Origin of the sequence: Nonlabens tegetincola (assembly GCF_002117085.1) — a bacterium.
GTDB classification, from domain to species: Bacteria; Bacteroidota; Bacteroidia; order Flavobacteriales; family Flavobacteriaceae; genus Nonlabens; species Nonlabens tegetincola.
Map to the genome: position 1 here is coordinate 1,236,676 of NZ_CP019342.1, position 16,455 is coordinate 1,253,130.

Annotated in this window: 18 protein-coding genes and 1 pseudogene; 6 read left to right on the top strand and 13 right to left on the bottom strand. The window is 34.9% G+C overall.

Annotation, left to right across the window (positions count from 1 at the left end; genetic code table 11):
- Positions 1-54 precede the first annotated feature (54 nt).
- Positions 55-867 (bottom strand): hypothetical protein, encoded by an 813-nt coding sequence (locus BST91_RS13205; RefSeq protein WP_211280410.1) that lies wholly within the window; start codon positions 865-867, stop codon positions 55-57.
- Between the two features lie 160 nt (positions 868-1,027).
- On the opposite strand from BST91_RS13205, the gene BST91_RS05920 reads away from it, so the two are divergent.
- The 5 genes from BST91_RS05920 (at position 1,028) to BST91_RS05940 (ending at position 3,977) form a co-directional block, all read left to right on the top strand.
- On the top strand, positions 1,028-1,330 hold the full coding sequence (locus BST91_RS05920) for an HPF/RaiA family ribosome-associated protein (RefSeq protein WP_042279210.1): 303 nt from the start codon (positions 1,028-1,030) through the stop codon (positions 1,328-1,330).
- A 2-nt stretch (positions 1,331-1,332) separates the two neighbouring features.
- Positions 1,333-1,722 carry an arsenate reductase family protein gene (locus tag BST91_RS05925; RefSeq protein ID WP_042279211.1) on the top strand — a complete coding sequence of 130 codons (390 nt, stop codon included), beginning with the start codon at positions 1,333-1,335 and terminating at the stop codon, positions 1,720-1,722.
- A 10-nt stretch (positions 1,723-1,732) separates the two neighbouring features.
- Entirely contained in the window at positions 1,733-2,665 is a 933-nt protein-coding gene (locus tag BST91_RS05930) for a TerC family protein (RefSeq protein WP_085774826.1), read from the top strand.
- Between the two features lie 21 nt (positions 2,666-2,686).
- A complete protein-coding gene (locus tag BST91_RS05935; RefSeq protein WP_085774827.1) occupies positions 2,687-3,364 on the top strand; it encodes a hypothetical protein in 678 nt (225 codons plus the stop codon).
- A 94-nt stretch (positions 3,365-3,458) separates the two neighbouring features.
- Positions 3,459-3,977, top strand: a complete 519-nt coding sequence (locus BST91_RS05940; protein ID WP_042279219.1) for a CIA30 family protein — start codon at positions 3,459-3,461, stop codon at positions 3,975-3,977.
- A gap of 45 nt (positions 3,978-4,022) precedes the next feature.
- On the opposite strand, the gene panB is transcribed toward BST91_RS05940, so the two are convergent.
- Positions 4,023-4,841 (bottom strand): 3-methyl-2-oxobutanoate hydroxymethyltransferase, encoded by an 819-nt coding sequence (panB, locus tag BST91_RS05945; RefSeq protein WP_042279222.1) that lies wholly within the window; start codon positions 4,839-4,841, stop codon positions 4,023-4,025.
- A 51-nt stretch (positions 4,842-4,892) separates the two neighbouring features.
- On the opposite strand from panB, the gene BST91_RS05950 reads away from it, so the two are divergent.
- Positions 4,893-5,402 (top strand): nuclear transport factor 2 family protein, encoded by a 510-nt coding sequence (locus tag BST91_RS05950; protein WP_157546908.1) that lies wholly within the window; start codon positions 4,893-4,895, stop codon positions 5,400-5,402.
- A gap of 60 nt (positions 5,403-5,462) precedes the next feature.
- Here the strand turns inward: BST91_RS05950 and BST91_RS05955 are convergent, their stop codons facing one another.
- The 11 genes and pseudogenes from BST91_RS05955 to BST91_RS06005 all read right to left on the bottom strand — a co-directional run bounded on the left by BST91_RS05955 (position 5,463) and on the right by BST91_RS06005 (position 16,437).
- A complete protein-coding gene (locus tag BST91_RS05955; RefSeq protein WP_060522388.1) occupies positions 5,463-6,275 on the bottom strand; it encodes a prohibitin family protein in 813 nt (270 codons plus the stop codon).
- A 9-nt stretch (positions 6,276-6,284) separates the two neighbouring features.
- Positions 6,285-8,309 (bottom strand): hypothetical protein, encoded by a 2,025-nt coding sequence (locus BST91_RS05960; protein WP_085774829.1) that lies wholly within the window; start codon positions 8,307-8,309, stop codon positions 6,285-6,287.
- Positions 8,310-8,322: 13 nt separating this feature from the next.
- The gene (fabG, locus tag BST91_RS05965) at positions 8,323-9,069 is read right to left on the bottom strand and encodes a 3-oxoacyl-[acyl-carrier-protein] reductase (protein WP_042279226.1); all 747 of its coding nucleotides are present in this window, start codon (positions 9,067-9,069) and stop codon (positions 8,323-8,325) included.
- Positions 9,070-9,142: 73 nt separating this feature from the next.
- A complete protein-coding gene (sucD, locus tag BST91_RS05970; protein ID WP_060522386.1) occupies positions 9,143-10,018 on the bottom strand; it encodes a succinate--CoA ligase subunit alpha in 876 nt (291 codons plus the stop codon).
- Positions 10,019-10,042: 24 nt separating this feature from the next.
- Complete coding sequence (locus BST91_RS05975; RefSeq protein WP_060522385.1) at positions 10,043-10,420, bottom strand: hypothetical protein; 378 nt, start codon at positions 10,418-10,420, stop codon at positions 10,043-10,045.
- A gap of 3 nt (positions 10,421-10,423) precedes the next feature.
- Positions 10,424-11,341: a UDP-3-O-(3-hydroxymyristoyl)glucosamine N-acyltransferase gene (locus tag BST91_RS05980; protein WP_085774830.1), complete on the bottom strand. Its 918-nt coding sequence runs from the start codon at positions 11,339-11,341 to the stop codon at positions 10,424-10,426.
- A complete protein-coding gene (gene efp, locus BST91_RS05985) occupies positions 11,342-11,908 on the bottom strand; it encodes an elongation factor P (RefSeq protein ID WP_060522383.1) in 567 nt (188 codons plus the stop codon).
- A 6-nt stretch (positions 11,909-11,914) separates the two neighbouring features.
- Complete coding sequence (lpxA, locus tag BST91_RS05990) at positions 11,915-12,700, bottom strand: acyl-ACP--UDP-N-acetylglucosamine O-acyltransferase (protein ID WP_042279232.1); 786 nt, start codon at positions 12,698-12,700, stop codon at positions 11,915-11,917.
- Complete coding sequence (locus BST91_RS05995) at positions 12,701-14,101, bottom strand: bifunctional UDP-3-O-[3-hydroxymyristoyl] N-acetylglucosamine deacetylase/3-hydroxyacyl-ACP dehydratase (RefSeq protein ID WP_042279234.1); 1,401 nt, start codon at positions 14,099-14,101, stop codon at positions 12,701-12,703.
- A gap of 5 nt (positions 14,102-14,106) precedes the next feature.
- Positions 14,107-15,119 (bottom strand): annotated as a pseudogene (lpxD, locus tag BST91_RS06000) (UDP-3-O-(3-hydroxymyristoyl)glucosamine N-acyltransferase).
- 88 nt (positions 15,120-15,207) lie between these two features.
- Complete coding sequence (locus tag BST91_RS06005) at positions 15,208-16,437, bottom strand: HD domain-containing protein (RefSeq protein ID WP_042279239.1); 1,230 nt, start codon at positions 16,435-16,437, stop codon at positions 15,208-15,210.
- Between the last annotated feature and the right edge of the window lie 18 nt (positions 16,438-16,455).

Below are 16,455 nucleotides of genomic sequence, written 5' to 3' on the forward strand. Positions count from 1 at the left end.
TATAAAAAATAGTGTCGTTTAAATTAGGTGTAGTAAATGTAGGTCCATTCTGTCCTAAAATATCAGTAAAAATAACACCATCATCGCTTTGCTGCCATTGATACTCTGGGTTGTGAATATGGAACTTACCGTACTTGCCGATAAAGTAATGGATTGTGCAGGATCATCCTCACATTTTGTAACAACGGTATTATTAGCCGTATCAATTATTTGTGTGGTATCGCCACAAGTTCTAAAAACGATATCATCGATAGCTAGGTCATTACCGCAACCACCAGCACCTTCATTTATTAGTTTTAAAATACATCCATTTTGTCCGGTTGCAGTGGTAAAAGTAAGACCGTATTGTTTCCATGTAGGTGCAGGTTGTGAAAACTCAGGTGGCATTGCACCGCTTGCTAGTAAGGTGGAATCGGTAATGTCCCAAATTTCAAATCTTACCTGTATAGGAATTTCTCCAGCGCCACAAGGATTGTTATTATCCAATATATTGATCACCCAGGCACTAAATTCATAAGGTGTATTTTCACACAAGCCTGTTATCGGAGTCTGATAAAATAAACCTGCGGTAAAATCGGCATTTACTAAAAGCATTTTTCCATTAGGATCTCCTGTATGATCTGGAGCATCCCAAAAACTACCCAATTGTTGCATATTACTAGAGATGGTATATTCTCCATCTTGAATACCACTATTAACGTATGTGTAGGTAGTTACATTTGCTGGTAAAGCAGGCCCATTGGTAGTTCCTGATCCAAAGGTTTCGGTAAAAATGGTAGGTCCAATTTCACCATCGCAAAATGATAATTGCGCTTTCGCGAAAGCGAAATAAAATAATACTAAAAGAGTTACAGCTATCTTTTTCATTGAGTGCAAGATAACTAAGGTTGCTGATACTTTAACTTATAAATATATAAAGGTATTGACAGTAAATTAACAAAATTTATAAAGAGTGCTAAAGTGATATTAAGGTAAACTAAAAACAAAGAAATTCTATAACAACTGTTGTATCTTTAAAATAAAAATTATGACTATACAGTTTAATTACGACGGAGTTTCTGGAAGTGAAAGACTAGAAAACTATACCAAAGAAAAGCTACAAACGATTTTTGAACGTTATGACTGGGTAACACGTGCAGATGTGTTTTTCAAAACAGAAAATACGTCGAGTGATCAAACGGGTATGATATCCCAAATAAGGTTAAGTGCTCCTGGACCGAGACTTTTTGCTGAGGAGTCGCACGATAATTTTGAAGAAGGAATTTCAAAAGTTATTACTCAACTGAAAACTCAATGTGAGAAGAGAAAAGCGACAATAGTAAAGCATTAAAAATGGGAGTTCTTGCAAAATCCAGTCGTGAAGTAAGTATTTTTTACGATTCTAATAAAAAATTACACAAGGAAGTGTATGCTTACCTAGTGAGTAGTGGCAAATCAATTAATCAACGTGATATAAATAAATTTGATATTACTGGAACTATATATGCAGAACTTATTGAATTACTAGAATGTGATATTATCGATTTAATCGACACTAGTCATGAGAAATATCAAGGTGGTGATAGTATTGAATTTAATGACGGTGTTGATGTTTTACGCAATCAACCAGAATTATTGCGCTTTCCGATTCTAGTAAATGATAAAAAAGCTTTACAAGCTAAATCAATGAGCGACGCAATAAAGTTTTTTGATCCAGACACTGCACAAGTGAGAATACCTTAAGTATTTTTACATCATGATTTGGACAGGATTTATAATAATGGTCAGCATCTTTTTGATGCTTGACCTTTTTGTTTTTAATAGAAAGGCTCATGTTATAGGAACTAAAGAGGCTAGTAAATACACTGCTCTTTGGGTAAGTATCGCTGTAGCTTTTACAGGTGCCATTTACCTGATATATGACAATGGACTTGTAGACAATCCTGAAAACATGACAGCGATTGATGCATCTATTAAATACATTACTGGATATCTTATTGAGTTGTCGTTAAGCATAGACAACATTTTTGTGATTGCGGTTATTTTTGGCTCGTTTAATATTGCTCCCAAATACCAGCACCGAGTTTTGTTTTGGGGAATTGTTGGTGCTTTAGTTTTTAGAGCCTTAATGATTTTGTTTGGCGTTGCCTTAATTAACAAAGTAAGCTGGATGACTTATGTTTTTGGGTTATTTCTACTGTATACGGCTTTTAAAATGCTCAAGAACAATGACGAAGAATTTGATCCTGCACAAAGTCCCATCTATAAACTAGTACGCAAATTTTTACCAGTTACAGATCAAATTAATGGGCAGCAGCTCTTTATCAGAAAAATGGGTAAAAGAATTGCAACCCCATTATTTTTGGCCTTGGTGGTCATCGAATTGACCGATGTTCTTTTTGCTCTAGATTCTATACCGGCTATTCTAGCTATCACGGCTGATCCCTTTTTGGTTTTCACAAGTAACATTCTTGCCATAATGGGATTGAGAAGTATGTACTTTTTCCTAACCAATCTATTAAATAAGTTCCAATACATTCATTATAGTCTAGTAGCCATACTGGGTTTTGTGGGTATCAAAATGTTATTAGTTCATCATATACATTTTCCAGAATGGTTGTCACTCGGATTTATATTTATAGCTTTACTGGCTGGTGCTTTGGCATCTAGAATGAAAAAAAAATAATCTCATTAATCTCTCCTTATTATGTTCAAATGGTTGCAAGCGATGATAGGTAAATCATCAAAAACGAGCGAGTCTTTAATGAAGGAGCTGGCGCAAAAAGTAAAAATTGCAGAAAAGGATTTAGCTTTATTAAAAGAAGAACTGAATAAAATTGTCATTACGGCTACAGGTTATAATAAGGTTAAAGACATAGACCAAAATGCATTTTTAAAAATTCAAAAAAAAGATTCTAAAGGCTTGATCATACCATTAAGAGGAGTATTCCCTATTGATGGCGAGTCTAAAGCTTTTTATTTTGATGATCATAAAGCGACTTCGATCGGTCCGTATTGTGAATTAAGCACGGTTGATTATGACGAATTCCCTATACAAGAATACTACCAGAAATTAACCGTAAATAGCTTACCGATTTGGGAAGAGGTAATTCATAGATATCCAGAATTACATAAATTAATAGTAAAGCTTGCTCCTGAATTTCCTTGGACATTATACAAAACAGCAAAAAGCCAAATCATCACTCCTACACCTTTAATTCAATTGGGTGGATATCCTCAATGGATCATCAATGATATCGATTTTAGAAAAATAAAAGGTAAAGAATTAAAGTTTCAATATCTTAATTCTAGGAGTAGAAAAGGTTACTTTGAGTTTGAATCAGAAGGAAATTTAGGAGATTTATGCTTTTTTCAACGAGATTAACGACAGTTAAACGTTTTTAGAGAAATAGCCAAGTAAATACATATTCATTCCCCTTTTTCTGTATTAAAATTGTTTCCCCTTAAACTTTTAATACATGAAAACCCTAGAACCATTAATCCCTACCGAAATAAAGTTTGGAAGGAATATGGAATATAGATTTAAATGGACTCCACTTACCGATTCACTTACAGGTGGTAAAAGCACTGGAAAAATAATTCAACACGATCATTATGTTGAATTTTGTGGTACTATTAAATCCGTCAATAATTCCTCGTGGAGCATGTTGAGATCTCACAAACTTGAACAAGATTTAAGTGAGGTGAAATTCATAGAAATTAAATTGAGAACCGATGGTAGACCCGTTGCTTTTGAAATAGAGTTCAATCCAGGTGTTCAACAAGAAAAATACGGATACATGATTCGTATGCATAAGAATACTTGGAAAACCATAAAGCTACCCATCAATCATTTCAAGCGTGTCCTATTTCACAACATTATTCCTGGAGAAATTGATAAAGAAAACTTGAAAAAAGTTTTAAGATATAATTTCTATATATCCGATGGTATTGTAGGTGATTATAGTATCGATGTAGAATACATTAAGTTTTTATAATAAAAAAGGTGCTTTTACGAGCACCTTTTTTATTTGTTATTTTAATTAATATTGTTCATTCTCATTAGGAAAGTCTTTTGCTTTAACATCCTTAACGTAGGAACTTACTGCATCACCCATTTCCTCATAAAGATTTAAATACCTACGTAAAAAACGTGGATTAAATTCATGTGTCATTCCAAACATATCATGAGAAACTAATACCTGACCATCAACTCCAGCACCAGCACCTATACCAATTACAGGTATACTTAATTGACTTGCTACTTTTTCTGCAAGAGCAGCGGGAACTTTTTCTAGCACTAGAGCAAAACAACCCCATTTTTCGAGCAATAATGCATCTTCAATAAGCTTTTCCGCTTCGGCTTCTTCTTTAGCACGTACTGTATAAGTACCAAATTTATATATACTTTGAGGTGTAAGTCCTAGATGGCCCATTACCGGTATACCTGCGTGTAAAATACGTTTTATGGATTCCTTTACTTCTCTTCCTCCTTCTAGTTTTACGCTGTGTCCACCACTTTCCTTCATTATTCTAATCGCACTGCGCAAGGCCTCTTTAGGATCACTTTGATAACTACCAAAAGGTAAATCTACAACAACCAGCGAGCGCTCTGCGGCTCTTACAACACTACTCGCATGATAAATCATTTGATCCAGTGTTATAGGTAGTGTTGTCTCGTGACCTGCCATTACGTTACTAGCGCTATCTCCTACTAGAATCACATCAACGCCACCACTATCTACTATTTTGGCCATGGTATAATCATAAGCAGTAAGCATAGAGATTTTTTCTCCATTGGCCTTCATTTCGGATAATGATTTAACGGTTATTCTTTTATATTGCTTCTTTGCTACAGACATAATCTTGTTTTATGAAGTAAAAATACTAATATTACCATTCAATTAGATATTATGAACAGGAAAGCTTTATTAATGATGGTTTGTGTTTGTTTCGCTTTCGCGAAAGCGTACTCTCAACAACCGGTAGAACAAGATTCCATTGCACAAGACTCTATTAATGAAATGGTGAAACCGATGAAAAAGTCTCCTGTAGAGGCTGTACGTGATTTTTTCGATGCGTTTCATGCGCAGGATAGCGTTGCTCTAGACCAGTCCATGGCCGATAATCTGATGCTATTCTCTTATATTAAGTCTCGTTCTAAAGGAAATTCAATGGAAAAGGCGAGTAAGTCTGCCTTTATGAATAGCATTTTAAATATTCCAGAAAACATGACCTTTAAGGAAACGCTTATAGAAATTAGTCATACAACTTTTGAGGATATTGCAACGGTCCATACAACCTACGAATTTCATGTCAATGGTCAGTTTTCACATAGTGGTGTCAACGTATTTACCATGGTTTATTACAATGATAAATGGTTGATAACTGGAATTACGGACACTCGGAATATGCTTTACTAATTTCAATAAAAAAAGACCTGTGTTTAAACAGGTCTTTTTTTAATCCGCAATAATTTAAAACTACTGATTTCCTAGAATTATAGGTAAACCACCATTATCAGAACTACCTACAACGATCACTTTAGAATTAGGTGATTCAGCAAGTTTTAAGGTAGCCTCAATACCTTTTTCCATTAAAATTTTATCAGTAAGTGATTTACTTAAAATATCATTTGCTGCAGCCTTACCTTGTGCGTCAATTCTTTGACGTTCTGCTTCTTTTTGAGCCTTTACCAGTCTAAACTCGTACTCTTGAGCTTCTTGTTCCTGTCTTAACTTACGTTCAATAGCATCATTAATTTTAGGTGGTAACTTTACCTCTTTAACAAACACCTTGTTCACTGTAAGGTATTGTCCTTCTAATTCCTTAGTAAGTTCAGACATGATTTCACTTACAATAATTTCCTTCTTAGAAGAATAAAGTTGCTCAGGAGTGTAACGACCAACTACTGATCTGGTAGCAGCGTTAATGGCAGGATCAAGGATAGTTTCTACATAATTTGCTCCTTTTTCCTTATACAACCTAGGTAGGTTATCATATTCTGGTTGAAACCACACCGTACCTTCAACAGTTACTTTAAGACCGTTTACCGAAAGTACTTCCATACTATCAGAAAATGATTGTTGTTTCACTCTAAACTCCGTCATATCATTCCACGGTGCAATGATATGAAATCCTTCTCCATAGGTTTTACTGGTATCAACACCAGAAAAGAAGTTGAATAGAACACCTGCTTCACCAGCGCCTATATTAACTGAACTTTTAAATAAAATAATAATAGCTAATACAATTCCTATGGCAAATAGGATTCCAGCCTTTGGTAATTTTTCCATAATCTAATTTTAAATTAATCCGTTGTACTTCCTGATAAACCATTCTAGTCCTAAGGACAAAAGCATAACTCCTAATAAATAGTACCAATCAATTAAAGAGGAATATTTAAGAGTTGCTTTTTCGATTGTTTTATACTTAGATTCATCAAGTAGTTCATCTAGTACTTTATTGGTCTCGCCAGCATAAAAAATATTACTAGAATCAATTAAAGAATTGAAAGAGCTAGAATTTGCACTGGTAAATTGTTTTTCAATGTCAAACTCGAGTATGCTTATTTTTCCAGATTGAGTTAAAACATCATTTTCAACTTTTACTGTAAAGTTATAATCTGCTGGTTCTATATCTGAAAGATTTACCTTATAGGTATTATTAGAGAGAACAAATGGCCTAATTATTTTCTCACTGGTTTCAAGATTAGTTAAATAAAGATTTAGAATACCACTGTCTTCAAACTCGTAGTTTTTGTTTAAAAACATAGCATTGATTATTATTTCATTGTTTTGATAATAAAAGGAATTATAATCTACATCTAGTCGCTTACGTTTTTTATTACTTGCTAGTAGTTGCACCTGACTACTCACTAAATCGTCAAAATTTGTAAAAGAGGTTGACTCTATAAAACTTTGTGATCGCCATCTCCATAATCCTGCACCCATTGTAACAGAATGTCGGTTGGTATTTTCCTCATAATTAAACCATAAAGGATCGGCTGTTTCTACAGATCCTATTTGTTTATAGAAAAGTATATCAATAGGTGTATTAAAACTTACCATTCCAAAAGGCGCTCTTACTGGTGGATAATCATTAAATGAAAATGAATCTACATTATAGGCTGTAAAATTTTCATTAAGAATGGGTTGCACCTCATCAACATCCTTTGAGTTTTCGATTGAAAAGGCGTTTTGTAAAGAATTGATCATTTGAATATCTGGAGATTCTCCCAGTAACCACCAAGTGTTTTTACCCAATAACTTTACCTGATTCATAATTGGCTTTAAGTCCTCGTTGACACCATAAAAAATAATTAAGTTATACTCATTTAGATTAGAAACTTTATCGGGATTCACAATCTCAACTGTTCTTTGTTGATTGCTTTCAATGGCTTTACGCAACGCACCTACGTCAGGATGCATGCTAGCTGTAATAATGACCACCTTGGTTTGTTGATCAATTACTTCAACAGCAAAATTTCTATAATTGTTTGAGGTATTTTTCTCTTCTGTAAAAGGTTCTATAGCGATTTGGTACCGTTGAGTACCTATGGAAGTACTTTCTAATAAGGCCGAAACTACAGTACTAGAATTAATTTTGGAGAATGTTAGATTTTCTCGATAAACAATTTGGTTACCATTCTTGATTGTAAGTCTCGATTCTCTTGAAACATCTCCTGTATATTGAACAAAAATCTCAACAGGAAATTCATTTTTTAAATAAGAATATTTATTAACATTTACCTGTCCTATTCTAAAATCGTCATAAACAGTCGTATCCCCATAAATTATAGGAAAAAGTGATTCAGGATTATTTAATTTGGTGAAAGCTAGATCCCTACCTCTACTTTGATTTCCATCTGTAAGCAGTAAAGTAACATTATTTCTTGATTTAAAAAGCTCTTGATTCTTGGATAACCCGTTTGAGATATTAGTAGCGTCACCTTTAAAACTTAAACTATCAAAGGGTTTAAAATTATCGTCTAGTGCAAATGTTCTTATTTCAAACTTTTCAACTAAATCTTCATTTTGAATCAGGCTTTGATAATCCGAGTTGAGTTGTTCGCTAGCATTAAGATAATCTATGGATTTAGATTGATCCAATAGAATGGAAAGAACCGGCTTTTCATCCTGAAAGGATTTTGTAACAAACTTTGGATTAATCAATAAAAAAGCTGCACTTAGAACAGAAATGAACCTAAGTACAGCTAAGTAATATAAACTATTTGATAAACGCTTTTCTTTAAAAAAATAGGAATACCAAGCAAATAATGCGCTAGCGATTACCGCTACTCCTATCCATAAATAATAAGCAGTTTGCAAGATAATTAATGGTTTAAGTTAACATTCCACCATCAACATTAAGTACTTGACCAGTAATGTAAGCAGATAAATCACTAGCTAGAAATACGCATGCATTTGCCACATCTTCTGGAGTACCACCTCTTTTAAGAGGAATTCCGTCTCTCCATCCTTGTACCGTTTTCTCATCTAGTGCACCGGTCATTTCAGTTTCAATAAAACCAGGAGCAATAGCATTACAACGTATATTACGAGATCCCAATTCCAGAGCGACAGATTTTGTAAAACCTAAGATACCAGCTTTTGATGCGGCATAATTGGTTTGTCCTGCATTACCTTTAACACCAACCACACTACTCATATTGATAATGCTTCCCTTACGTTGTTTTAACATGGTACGTTGTACAGCTTTAGTCATGTTAAAAACAGACTTTAAGTTTACCTCAATCACCTTGTCAAAATCCTCTTCACTTATACGCATAAGTAAATTATCCTTGGTTATCCCAGCATTATTTATCAATACATCTATAGTATCAAAATCATTTGAGACCGCTTCTATGAGTTCCTGAGCTTGATTGAAGTCTGCAGCATTGCTCTTATAAGCTTTTGCTTTAACTCCTAGGTCAGTTAACTCTTTTTCCAATTCTAGAGCTGGTGCTTCAGAACTTGCGTAGGTAAAAGCAACATTGGCACCATTTTCTGCAAAAACACGTGCAATCCCTTTACCTATTCCACGGCTTGCGCCAGTGATGATTACATTTTTTCCTTCCAGTAATTTCATAAGGTTTGGTATTTATAAAAATAAAACTCAATGGAACACACTGTGTTCCATTGAGTTTTAAGAAAATCTATAATTATTTTCCTAGAACTTCGGCAACTTTTTTACCTATCTCTGCTGGAGAATCAACAACGTGAATACCACATTCTCTCATAATTGCTTTCTTAGCTTGAGCAGTATCTTCAGATCCACCAACAATCGCACCTGCGTGACCCATTGTACGTCCAGCAGGAGCAGTTTCACCTGCGATAAAACCAACAACTGGTTTTTTATTACCTGTTTCTTTAATCCATCTAGCAGCATCAGCTTCTAACTGACCACCTATTTCACCTATCATTACGATAGCCTCAGTTTCTGGGTCATTCATAAATAATTCAACGGCTTCCTTTGTAGTCGTTCCAATAATTGGATCACCACCAATTCCTATTGCTGTAGAAATACCATAGCCTTGTTTTACTACCTGGTCAGAAGCTTCATAAGTAAGTGTTCCAGATTTTGATACAATTCCTACTTTACCTTCTTTAAATACAAAACCTGGCATAATACCAACTTTTGCCTCACCTGGAGTAATTACACCAGGACAGTTAGGACCAACTAATCTACAGTCCTTATCCTTGATATAATCGGCAGCTTTTACCATATCTGCCACAGGAATACCTTCAGTAATAGTAATGATTACTTTGATACCTGCGTCAGCAGCTTCCTTAATAGCATCAGCAGCAAATGCTGGTGGAACAAAAATAATTGTTGTATCGGCGTTTACCTTTTCAACAGCCTCTTTAACCGTATTAAAAACTGGCTTACCTAGGTGTTCTTGACCACCTTTACCTGGAGTAACTCCACCTACAACGTTTGTACCGTATTCAATCATTTGACCAGCATGAAAAGTACCTTCACTACCAGTAAATCCTTGAACTATAATATTTGAATCCTTATTTACTAAAACACTCATTTATATGTATTTATACTTATTAAATTAACTTTCTTTTTCACTAGGATGACTAGAATGATGCGCTTCAATAATTCTGTCATCTTGAACTTTAAAAATACTAATAAAATAGCCTATAGGCATTTCTTCATTAGGATTTTCAAAGGTACGCACGTAAAGTGTGAATCGCGCAGCAACTTCGCTTTTATTATTTGCAAGAATATGAGTAACATCAGTTCTCATAACCTCATAATTATCAGTATTTGACTTGTACAAGTCTAGGTAAGATTGATAATCGAATACATTAAATCCTGAACTGGAATGCCAGTATACTTTTAAATCTTTATGAAAAAATTCTGGGAATTGTGAACTATCTACAAATACCTGAGAATCTAAAAACGATTGAACTATTTTTTTTGCTGACACTTCTTATAATTTTTTGACTAAATTAGGCAACATTCTTAGGGCAGCCAACTCTTTAAACTTTTCTTTTGCATTAATTGCTGGTGAACCAAATAGGGCCTCGCCTGGTTGAATGTCTTTAGACACTCCACTTTGTGCCATAACCTCACAACCTTCTCCTAGTTTAACATCGCTGCGCACACCTACCTGACCCCATAATTTTACGTTGTCCTCAATGACTACACAGCCCGCAATACCTACTTGACTGGCTATAAGTACATGTCTACCCAAAACAGTATCATGTCCTATGTGAACCTGATTATCCAACTTTGACCCATAACCAATAGTAGTATCGCCAGAGACACCTCTATCAATGGTACACAAAGCACCTATTTCAACTTGATCCTCAATAACTACTCTACCGTTACTCAATAGTTTATCATATCCAGCTTCTCTCCTTTTATAATAAAAAGCATCTCCGCCTAAAACTGTACCAGCGTGTATAATAACATTATCACCTATGATACAACGATCGCCTATCGATACATTGGCATGTATAACCGTGTTTTCACCTACTACAACCTCATTTCCTAGGCTAGCTGTGGGATGAATTAATGCCGTGGTGGCTATTGTTGTGTTCGCTTTCGCGAAAGCGTTAAAAGGAACAAAATGTTGAGTCAACTTATTGAAATCCCTAAAAGGATCGTCTGATATTAGTAAGGCTTTACCATCTGGACAATCTACTTTTTTGTTTATTAAAACAATGGTGGCTGCACTGTTTAATGCCTTATCGTAATATTTAGGATGATCAACAAATACAATATCTCCTGGAGTTACAACATGAATCTCGTTCATTCCTGTTACAGGAAAGTCTGCTGGCCCAACAAATTCACATTTGATCAGGTCAGCAATAAAATCTAGTCTATGAGTTTGATTGAATTTCACCTATTCCTTGATACGCTCGTGATAAGCTCCTTTTTCTGTATCGATTCTTATCTTATCACCTTCATTAATAAATAAAGGAACCATTACTCGTTCACCTGTTTCTACGGTAGCTGGTTTTGTAGCGTTTGTAGCTGTGTTACCTTTTACACCAGGTTCTGTCGCTGTAACTTCTAATATTACATATTGAGGCATATCAACTGAAAGTGGTGAGTCGTCCTCTGTATTAATTTGAATTTTCACATTTTCACCTTCTTTAAGAAGACCAGGAGCATCTAGACTACTTTCTGGTAGCTGGATTTGCTCATAGGTATCGGTATTCATAAAGTGGTAGGCCTCACCATCATTATACAAATACTGGAATGTATGAGTTTCAACACGGATTTCATCAATTTTATGACCTGCAGAAAAGGTATTATCGATAACCTTACCAGTAGTAACACTTTTAAGTTTTGTTCTTACAAATGCTGGTCCTTTACCAGGTTTTACGTGTAAAAATTCAATGATTTTATATATATCGTGATTATAACGTATACATAATCCTTTTCTAATGTCGCTTGTATTTGCCATATATTCTTAATTGTTGCGCACGTATCCTCTCATGATACCTCGCTTAGAGTTTTTAATAAATTCTATAATTTCATCACGCTCGTTTGAAGCGCTCATTTCTGCCTCGATGATTTGAACCGCTTGTGAAACGTTATAGTTCTTTTGATATAAAATGCGATAGATATCTTGAATCTCTCGTATTTTTTCTAGTTCAAAACCTCGTCTTCTTAATCCTACCGAATTAATACCTACGTAACTTAAAGGTTCTCTACCTGCTTTAACGTATGGTGGTACATCTTTACGCACCAACGATCCACCGGTAACAAATGCATGATTCCCTATTTGACAGAATTGTTGAACGGCCGCCATTCCCGCTAGCACCACATGATCTCCTACGGTTATATGACCTGCAAGTGTACTGTTATTTGAGAAAATACAATTATCTCCAACAACACAATCATGTGCAATATGGCAATAAGCCATAATCCAACAATTTTTACCAATGATAGTTTTCATTTTATCACTAGTACCACGGTTAATCGTTACGCATTCTCTAATGGTAGTACCATCTCCTATGACAGTGGTAGTTTCTTCATCTTCAAACTTTTTATCCTGCGGTATTGCAGATATAACTGCTCCTGGAAAAATGCTTACATTTTTACCTATACGGGCACCTTCCATGATAGTAACGTTTGATCCTATCCAGGAACCTTCACCTATTACTACATTGTTATGAATAGTAGCAAATGGTTCAATGACTACATTTTTTGCAATTTTTGCTCCTGGATGTACGTATGCTAAAGGTTGATTCATTTATTTTTCTTTTGAAATTTGAGCCATAAGCTCTGCTTCGGCACATAAAACGCCGTTTGCATAAGCATATGCTTGCATGTGAGCAATTCCTCTTCTTATAGGAGTGATTAGATCACATTTAAAAATTAAGGTATCTCCAGGTACTACTTTACGTTTAAATTTAACGTTATCGATTTTCATAAAGAAAGTGAGGTAGTTTTCAGGATCTGGAACGGTGCTTAGTACTAATATACCACCATTTTGAGCCATTGCCTCTACTATAAGAACACCTGGCATAACCGGTTGTCCAGGAAAGTGACCTACAAAAAATGGTTCATTCATGGTCACATTCTTGAGTCCGATTACCTGACTATCAGTCAAAGTAAAAATTTTATCTACCAACAAGAATGGTGGACGGTGAGGTAACATAGCCATAATTTGATTGACGTCCATAAGTGGTGTTTGATTGACATCAATATCAGGTACATTTTCTCTAATATCCTTTTTTATAATCTTGGCCATTTTCTTTGCAAATTGAGTGTTTACAAAGTGACCTGGTTTTGTTGCAATAACTTTACCGCGTATTCTATAACCTATCAAAGCAAGATCACCGATTACATCTAATAATTTATGACGTGCTGCCTCATTAGGGTGATGTAACTCTAGGTTATCTAAAATACCATTAGGTTTTACACTTATATTTTCCTTGTTGAACGCTTTTTTCAAGCTGTTCATAGTTTTCTCAGAAATCTCTTTATCTACATAAACTATCGCATTATTAAGATCACCACCTTGAATAAGTCCGTGGTCCAGTAACATCTCTAATTCATGTAAAAAGCTAAAGGTTCTTGCTTCTGATATTTCTGATTTAAAATCTGATAATTTTTCAAGAGTAGCATTTTGAGTACCTAATACTTTAGTACCAAAATCAACCATTGTGGTTACTTGGTATTTATCAGAAGGCATCAAAATAATCTCGCTACCTGTTTCCTCATCTTTGTAAGAAATGATTTCCTTGACTACAAATTCTTGACGTTTTGCATCTAATTCCTTGATACCAGCCTTTTCAAGAGCTTCAATAAAAAACTTAGAGGATCCATCCATAATTGGTGGTTCACTACTATTGATTTCTATAAGACAATTGTCTATTTCCAGTCCTACAAGGGCAGCAAGTACATGCTCGCAAGTATTGATTTGTACTCCTCGTTTATCAAGGGTTGTTCCTCTTTTAGTATCAGTAACATAAGCAGCTAGTGCTTCAATAACTGGTTCTCCTTCAAGATCAACTCTTTGAAAGGCATAACCATGATCTGCCGGAGCTGGTTTAAATACTAGAGTAACTTCTTTACCTGTATGTAATCCTACACCAGATAAGGTGACCTCACGGTCGATTGTTGTTTGATTAATGTCTGTGACAGTCATAATGACTAACGTTTTTCTAGGTCAGTAATGCGTTTTTCGATTTTTGGCAAATTTTTGAAATACACGTAGGAACGGTTCCAATCACCGTAATCAAAGGCTGGCGATCCTTGTATATTTGAATTTGATTTTATATTTCTTCCTACTCCACTTTGAGCTTGGATACCGACATTATCACCTATTGTGATATGCCCTACTATTCCTACTTGACCACCTATCCTGCAATTTTTCCTACCTTGGTAGAACCTGCAACGCCCGTTTGGGCTGCAATAACCGTATTTTCACCTATCTCAACATTGTGAGCTATTTGAATTTGGTTATCCAACTTGGCTCCTTTCCTTATTATAGTACTACCTAGAGTAGCCCTATCAATAGTTGAAAGAGCACCTACATCAACATGATCTTCAATAATTACATTACCTGTTTGTGGTACCTTACTATAAGTACCATCAGGATTAGGTGAAAAACCAAAACCATCGGCTCCTATCACACAACCAGAATTGATTACTACTCGATTACCGATTACACAATCTGATAATACTTGAGCCGATGAGAAAATTACAGAATGATCACCTATTGTAACGTTGTCACCTATATGTGATTGTGGAAAAATCTTTACTCCATTACCTATTTTCACATTCTCACCTATGTAAGCAAAAGCACCTACATAGACATCATCACCTAGTTGTGCAGTTTCATGAATAAAACTAGGTTGTTCTATACCTGTTTTACTCATTTTGGCCATTTGATAATATTCAAGCAATTTTGAAAAAGCCTTATAACTATCTTCAACCTTAATGAGTGTAGTGTCTACCGGCTGCTCTGGTAGGAAGTCTTTATTCACGATAACAGCACTGGCTTGTGTGTTATATATATAAGGAGTGTATTTAGGATTTGATAAAAAAGACAAGCTTCCTTTTTCTCCTTCCTCTATCTTGGATAATTTACTTAATTCTAGTTGTTCATCTCCATCTACGATTCCTTCTAGAATGTCAGCTATTTGTTGGACTGTAAACTTCATTGTGGCAAAAATAAGTAAACTAATGTAATATTAATCCCGTAGCAACAACATACTCATATTGTGTTATCCACAATAAAACAAACAATTACTATGAATTATCATTTAATTTAGGATGACAGTAGTAATGTTTTTGAGCAACTTTGGTAAGGGCTTTGAAACTATCTTCTTTAGTTACTTTAAGTAATTCCTTAACCTTTCCTGTTTTGGTGAGAATTTTAATAGGGTTCGCTTTCGCGAAAGCGGTATGCTTAACCACTCCTTGAAAAACGAAATAACTAGCCTGATCCTCGGACAATTTATATTGCTTTTGCAGTTGAATAATTTTACTATTCAATTTCTTTTCTGAAACAGGAGCATCTCTAAACTTGACTTTGAGTAATTGCCTATTAAGAAGCATATTACTTAATTCCCTGAGTACAAAGTCTTCATGATCGACATTCATTTTAAGCGCAGTAAAAACATCAGTATCATCTAACCTTGCGAACATCTTTAAATCATGAGCGCTAGCCTGATCAAAATTTTCTCTAGTTATAAAGTATTCGATACGGTCTGGTAATGAAACAGCAACTTTGGACTCATACAATTCGACTAATCGCTTGAAAAAAGATTGTAATAAATGCTCGGCAGCGATCCCTGTTTTATGTAAATACACTTGCCAGTACATAAGCCTGCGCGAAGTCAAAAAATGCTCTATGCTATAAATACCCTTTTCTTCTACTACAAGCTCATCATTAACAACATTAAGCATCGCGATAAGTCTAGTGCTGTTAATATTTCCTTCTGCAACTCCTGTATAAAAACTATCTCGTTTAAGGTAATCCAGTCGATCCATATCTAATTGACTAGAGATTAATTGTAACATAAACGGTCGATGATACTCTCCTTTAAAAATTTTAATAGCAAGCGTTAAACTACCGTTAAACTCCTCGTTAAGAGCTTGCATAAAATTTAAAGATAGCTGCTCGTGAGTGACACCTTTAACGATCTTATATTCAAGAGCATGAGAGAATGGTCCATGACCGATATCATGTAATAAAATGGTCTTATAAAGAGCATCTTCTTCCTTATCATCAATCACAACACCTTTAGATCGCAATACTTGGACTGCTTTTTGCATAAGATGCATGCATCCCAAGGCATGATGGAAACGAGTGTGATGAGCACCTGGGTAAACCAGATAACTTAATCCCATTTGTGTAATTCTACGCAACCTTTGAAAGTAAGGATGCTCAATTAACTGAAAGATCTCTCTACTAGGAATAGAAATAAATCCATAGATAGGATCGTTTAATATTTTAAGTTTGTTTTGTTGTTTCAAACGACAGGCATTTTAAAG

Excerpts from the sequence above, each read along its gene's own strand:
- efp (WP_060522383.1), bottom strand. The coding sequence starts at position 11,908 with ATGGCAAATACAAGCGACATTAGAAAAGGATTATGTATACGTTATAAT.
- fabG (WP_042279226.1), bottom strand. The coding sequence starts at position 9,069 with ATGAAATTACTGGAAGGAAAAAATGTAATCATCACTGGCGCAAGCCGT.
- panB (WP_042279222.1), bottom strand. The coding sequence starts at position 4,841 with ATGTCTGTAGCAAAGAAGCAATATAAAAGAATAACCGTTAAATCATTA.
- BST91_RS13205 (WP_211280410.1), bottom strand. The coding sequence starts at position 867 with ATGAAAAAGATAGCTGTAACTCTTTTAGTATTATTTTATTTCGCTTTC.
- sucD (WP_060522386.1), bottom strand. The coding sequence starts at position 10,018 with ATGAGTGTTTTAGTAAATAAGGATTCAAATATTATAGTTCAAGGATTT.
- lpxA (WP_042279232.1), bottom strand. The coding sequence starts at position 12,700 with ATGAATCAACCTTTAGCATACGTACATCCAGGAGCAAAAATTGCAAAA.
- BST91_RS05950 (WP_157546908.1), top strand. The coding sequence starts at position 4,893 with ATGAACAGGAAAGCTTTATTAATGATGGTTTGTGTTTGTTTCGCTTTC.
- BST91_RS05925 (WP_042279211.1), top strand. The coding sequence starts at position 1,333 with ATGGGAGTTCTTGCAAAATCCAGTCGTGAAGTAAGTATTTTTTACGAT.
- BST91_RS05935 (WP_085774827.1), top strand. The coding sequence starts at position 2,687 with ATGTTCAAATGGTTGCAAGCGATGATAGGTAAATCATCAAAAACGAGC.
- BST91_RS05940 (WP_042279219.1), top strand. The coding sequence starts at position 3,459 with ATGAAAACCCTAGAACCATTAATCCCTACCGAAATAAAGTTTGGAAGG.
- BST91_RS05955 (WP_060522388.1), bottom strand. The coding sequence starts at position 6,275 with ATGGAAAAATTACCAAAGGCTGGAATCCTATTTGCCATAGGAATTGTA.
- BST91_RS05920 (WP_042279210.1), top strand. The coding sequence starts at position 1,028 with ATGACTATACAGTTTAATTACGACGGAGTTTCTGGAAGTGAAAGACTA.
- BST91_RS05995 (WP_042279234.1), bottom strand. The coding sequence starts at position 14,101 with ATGACTGTCACAGACATTAATCAAACAACAATCGACCGTGAGGTCACC.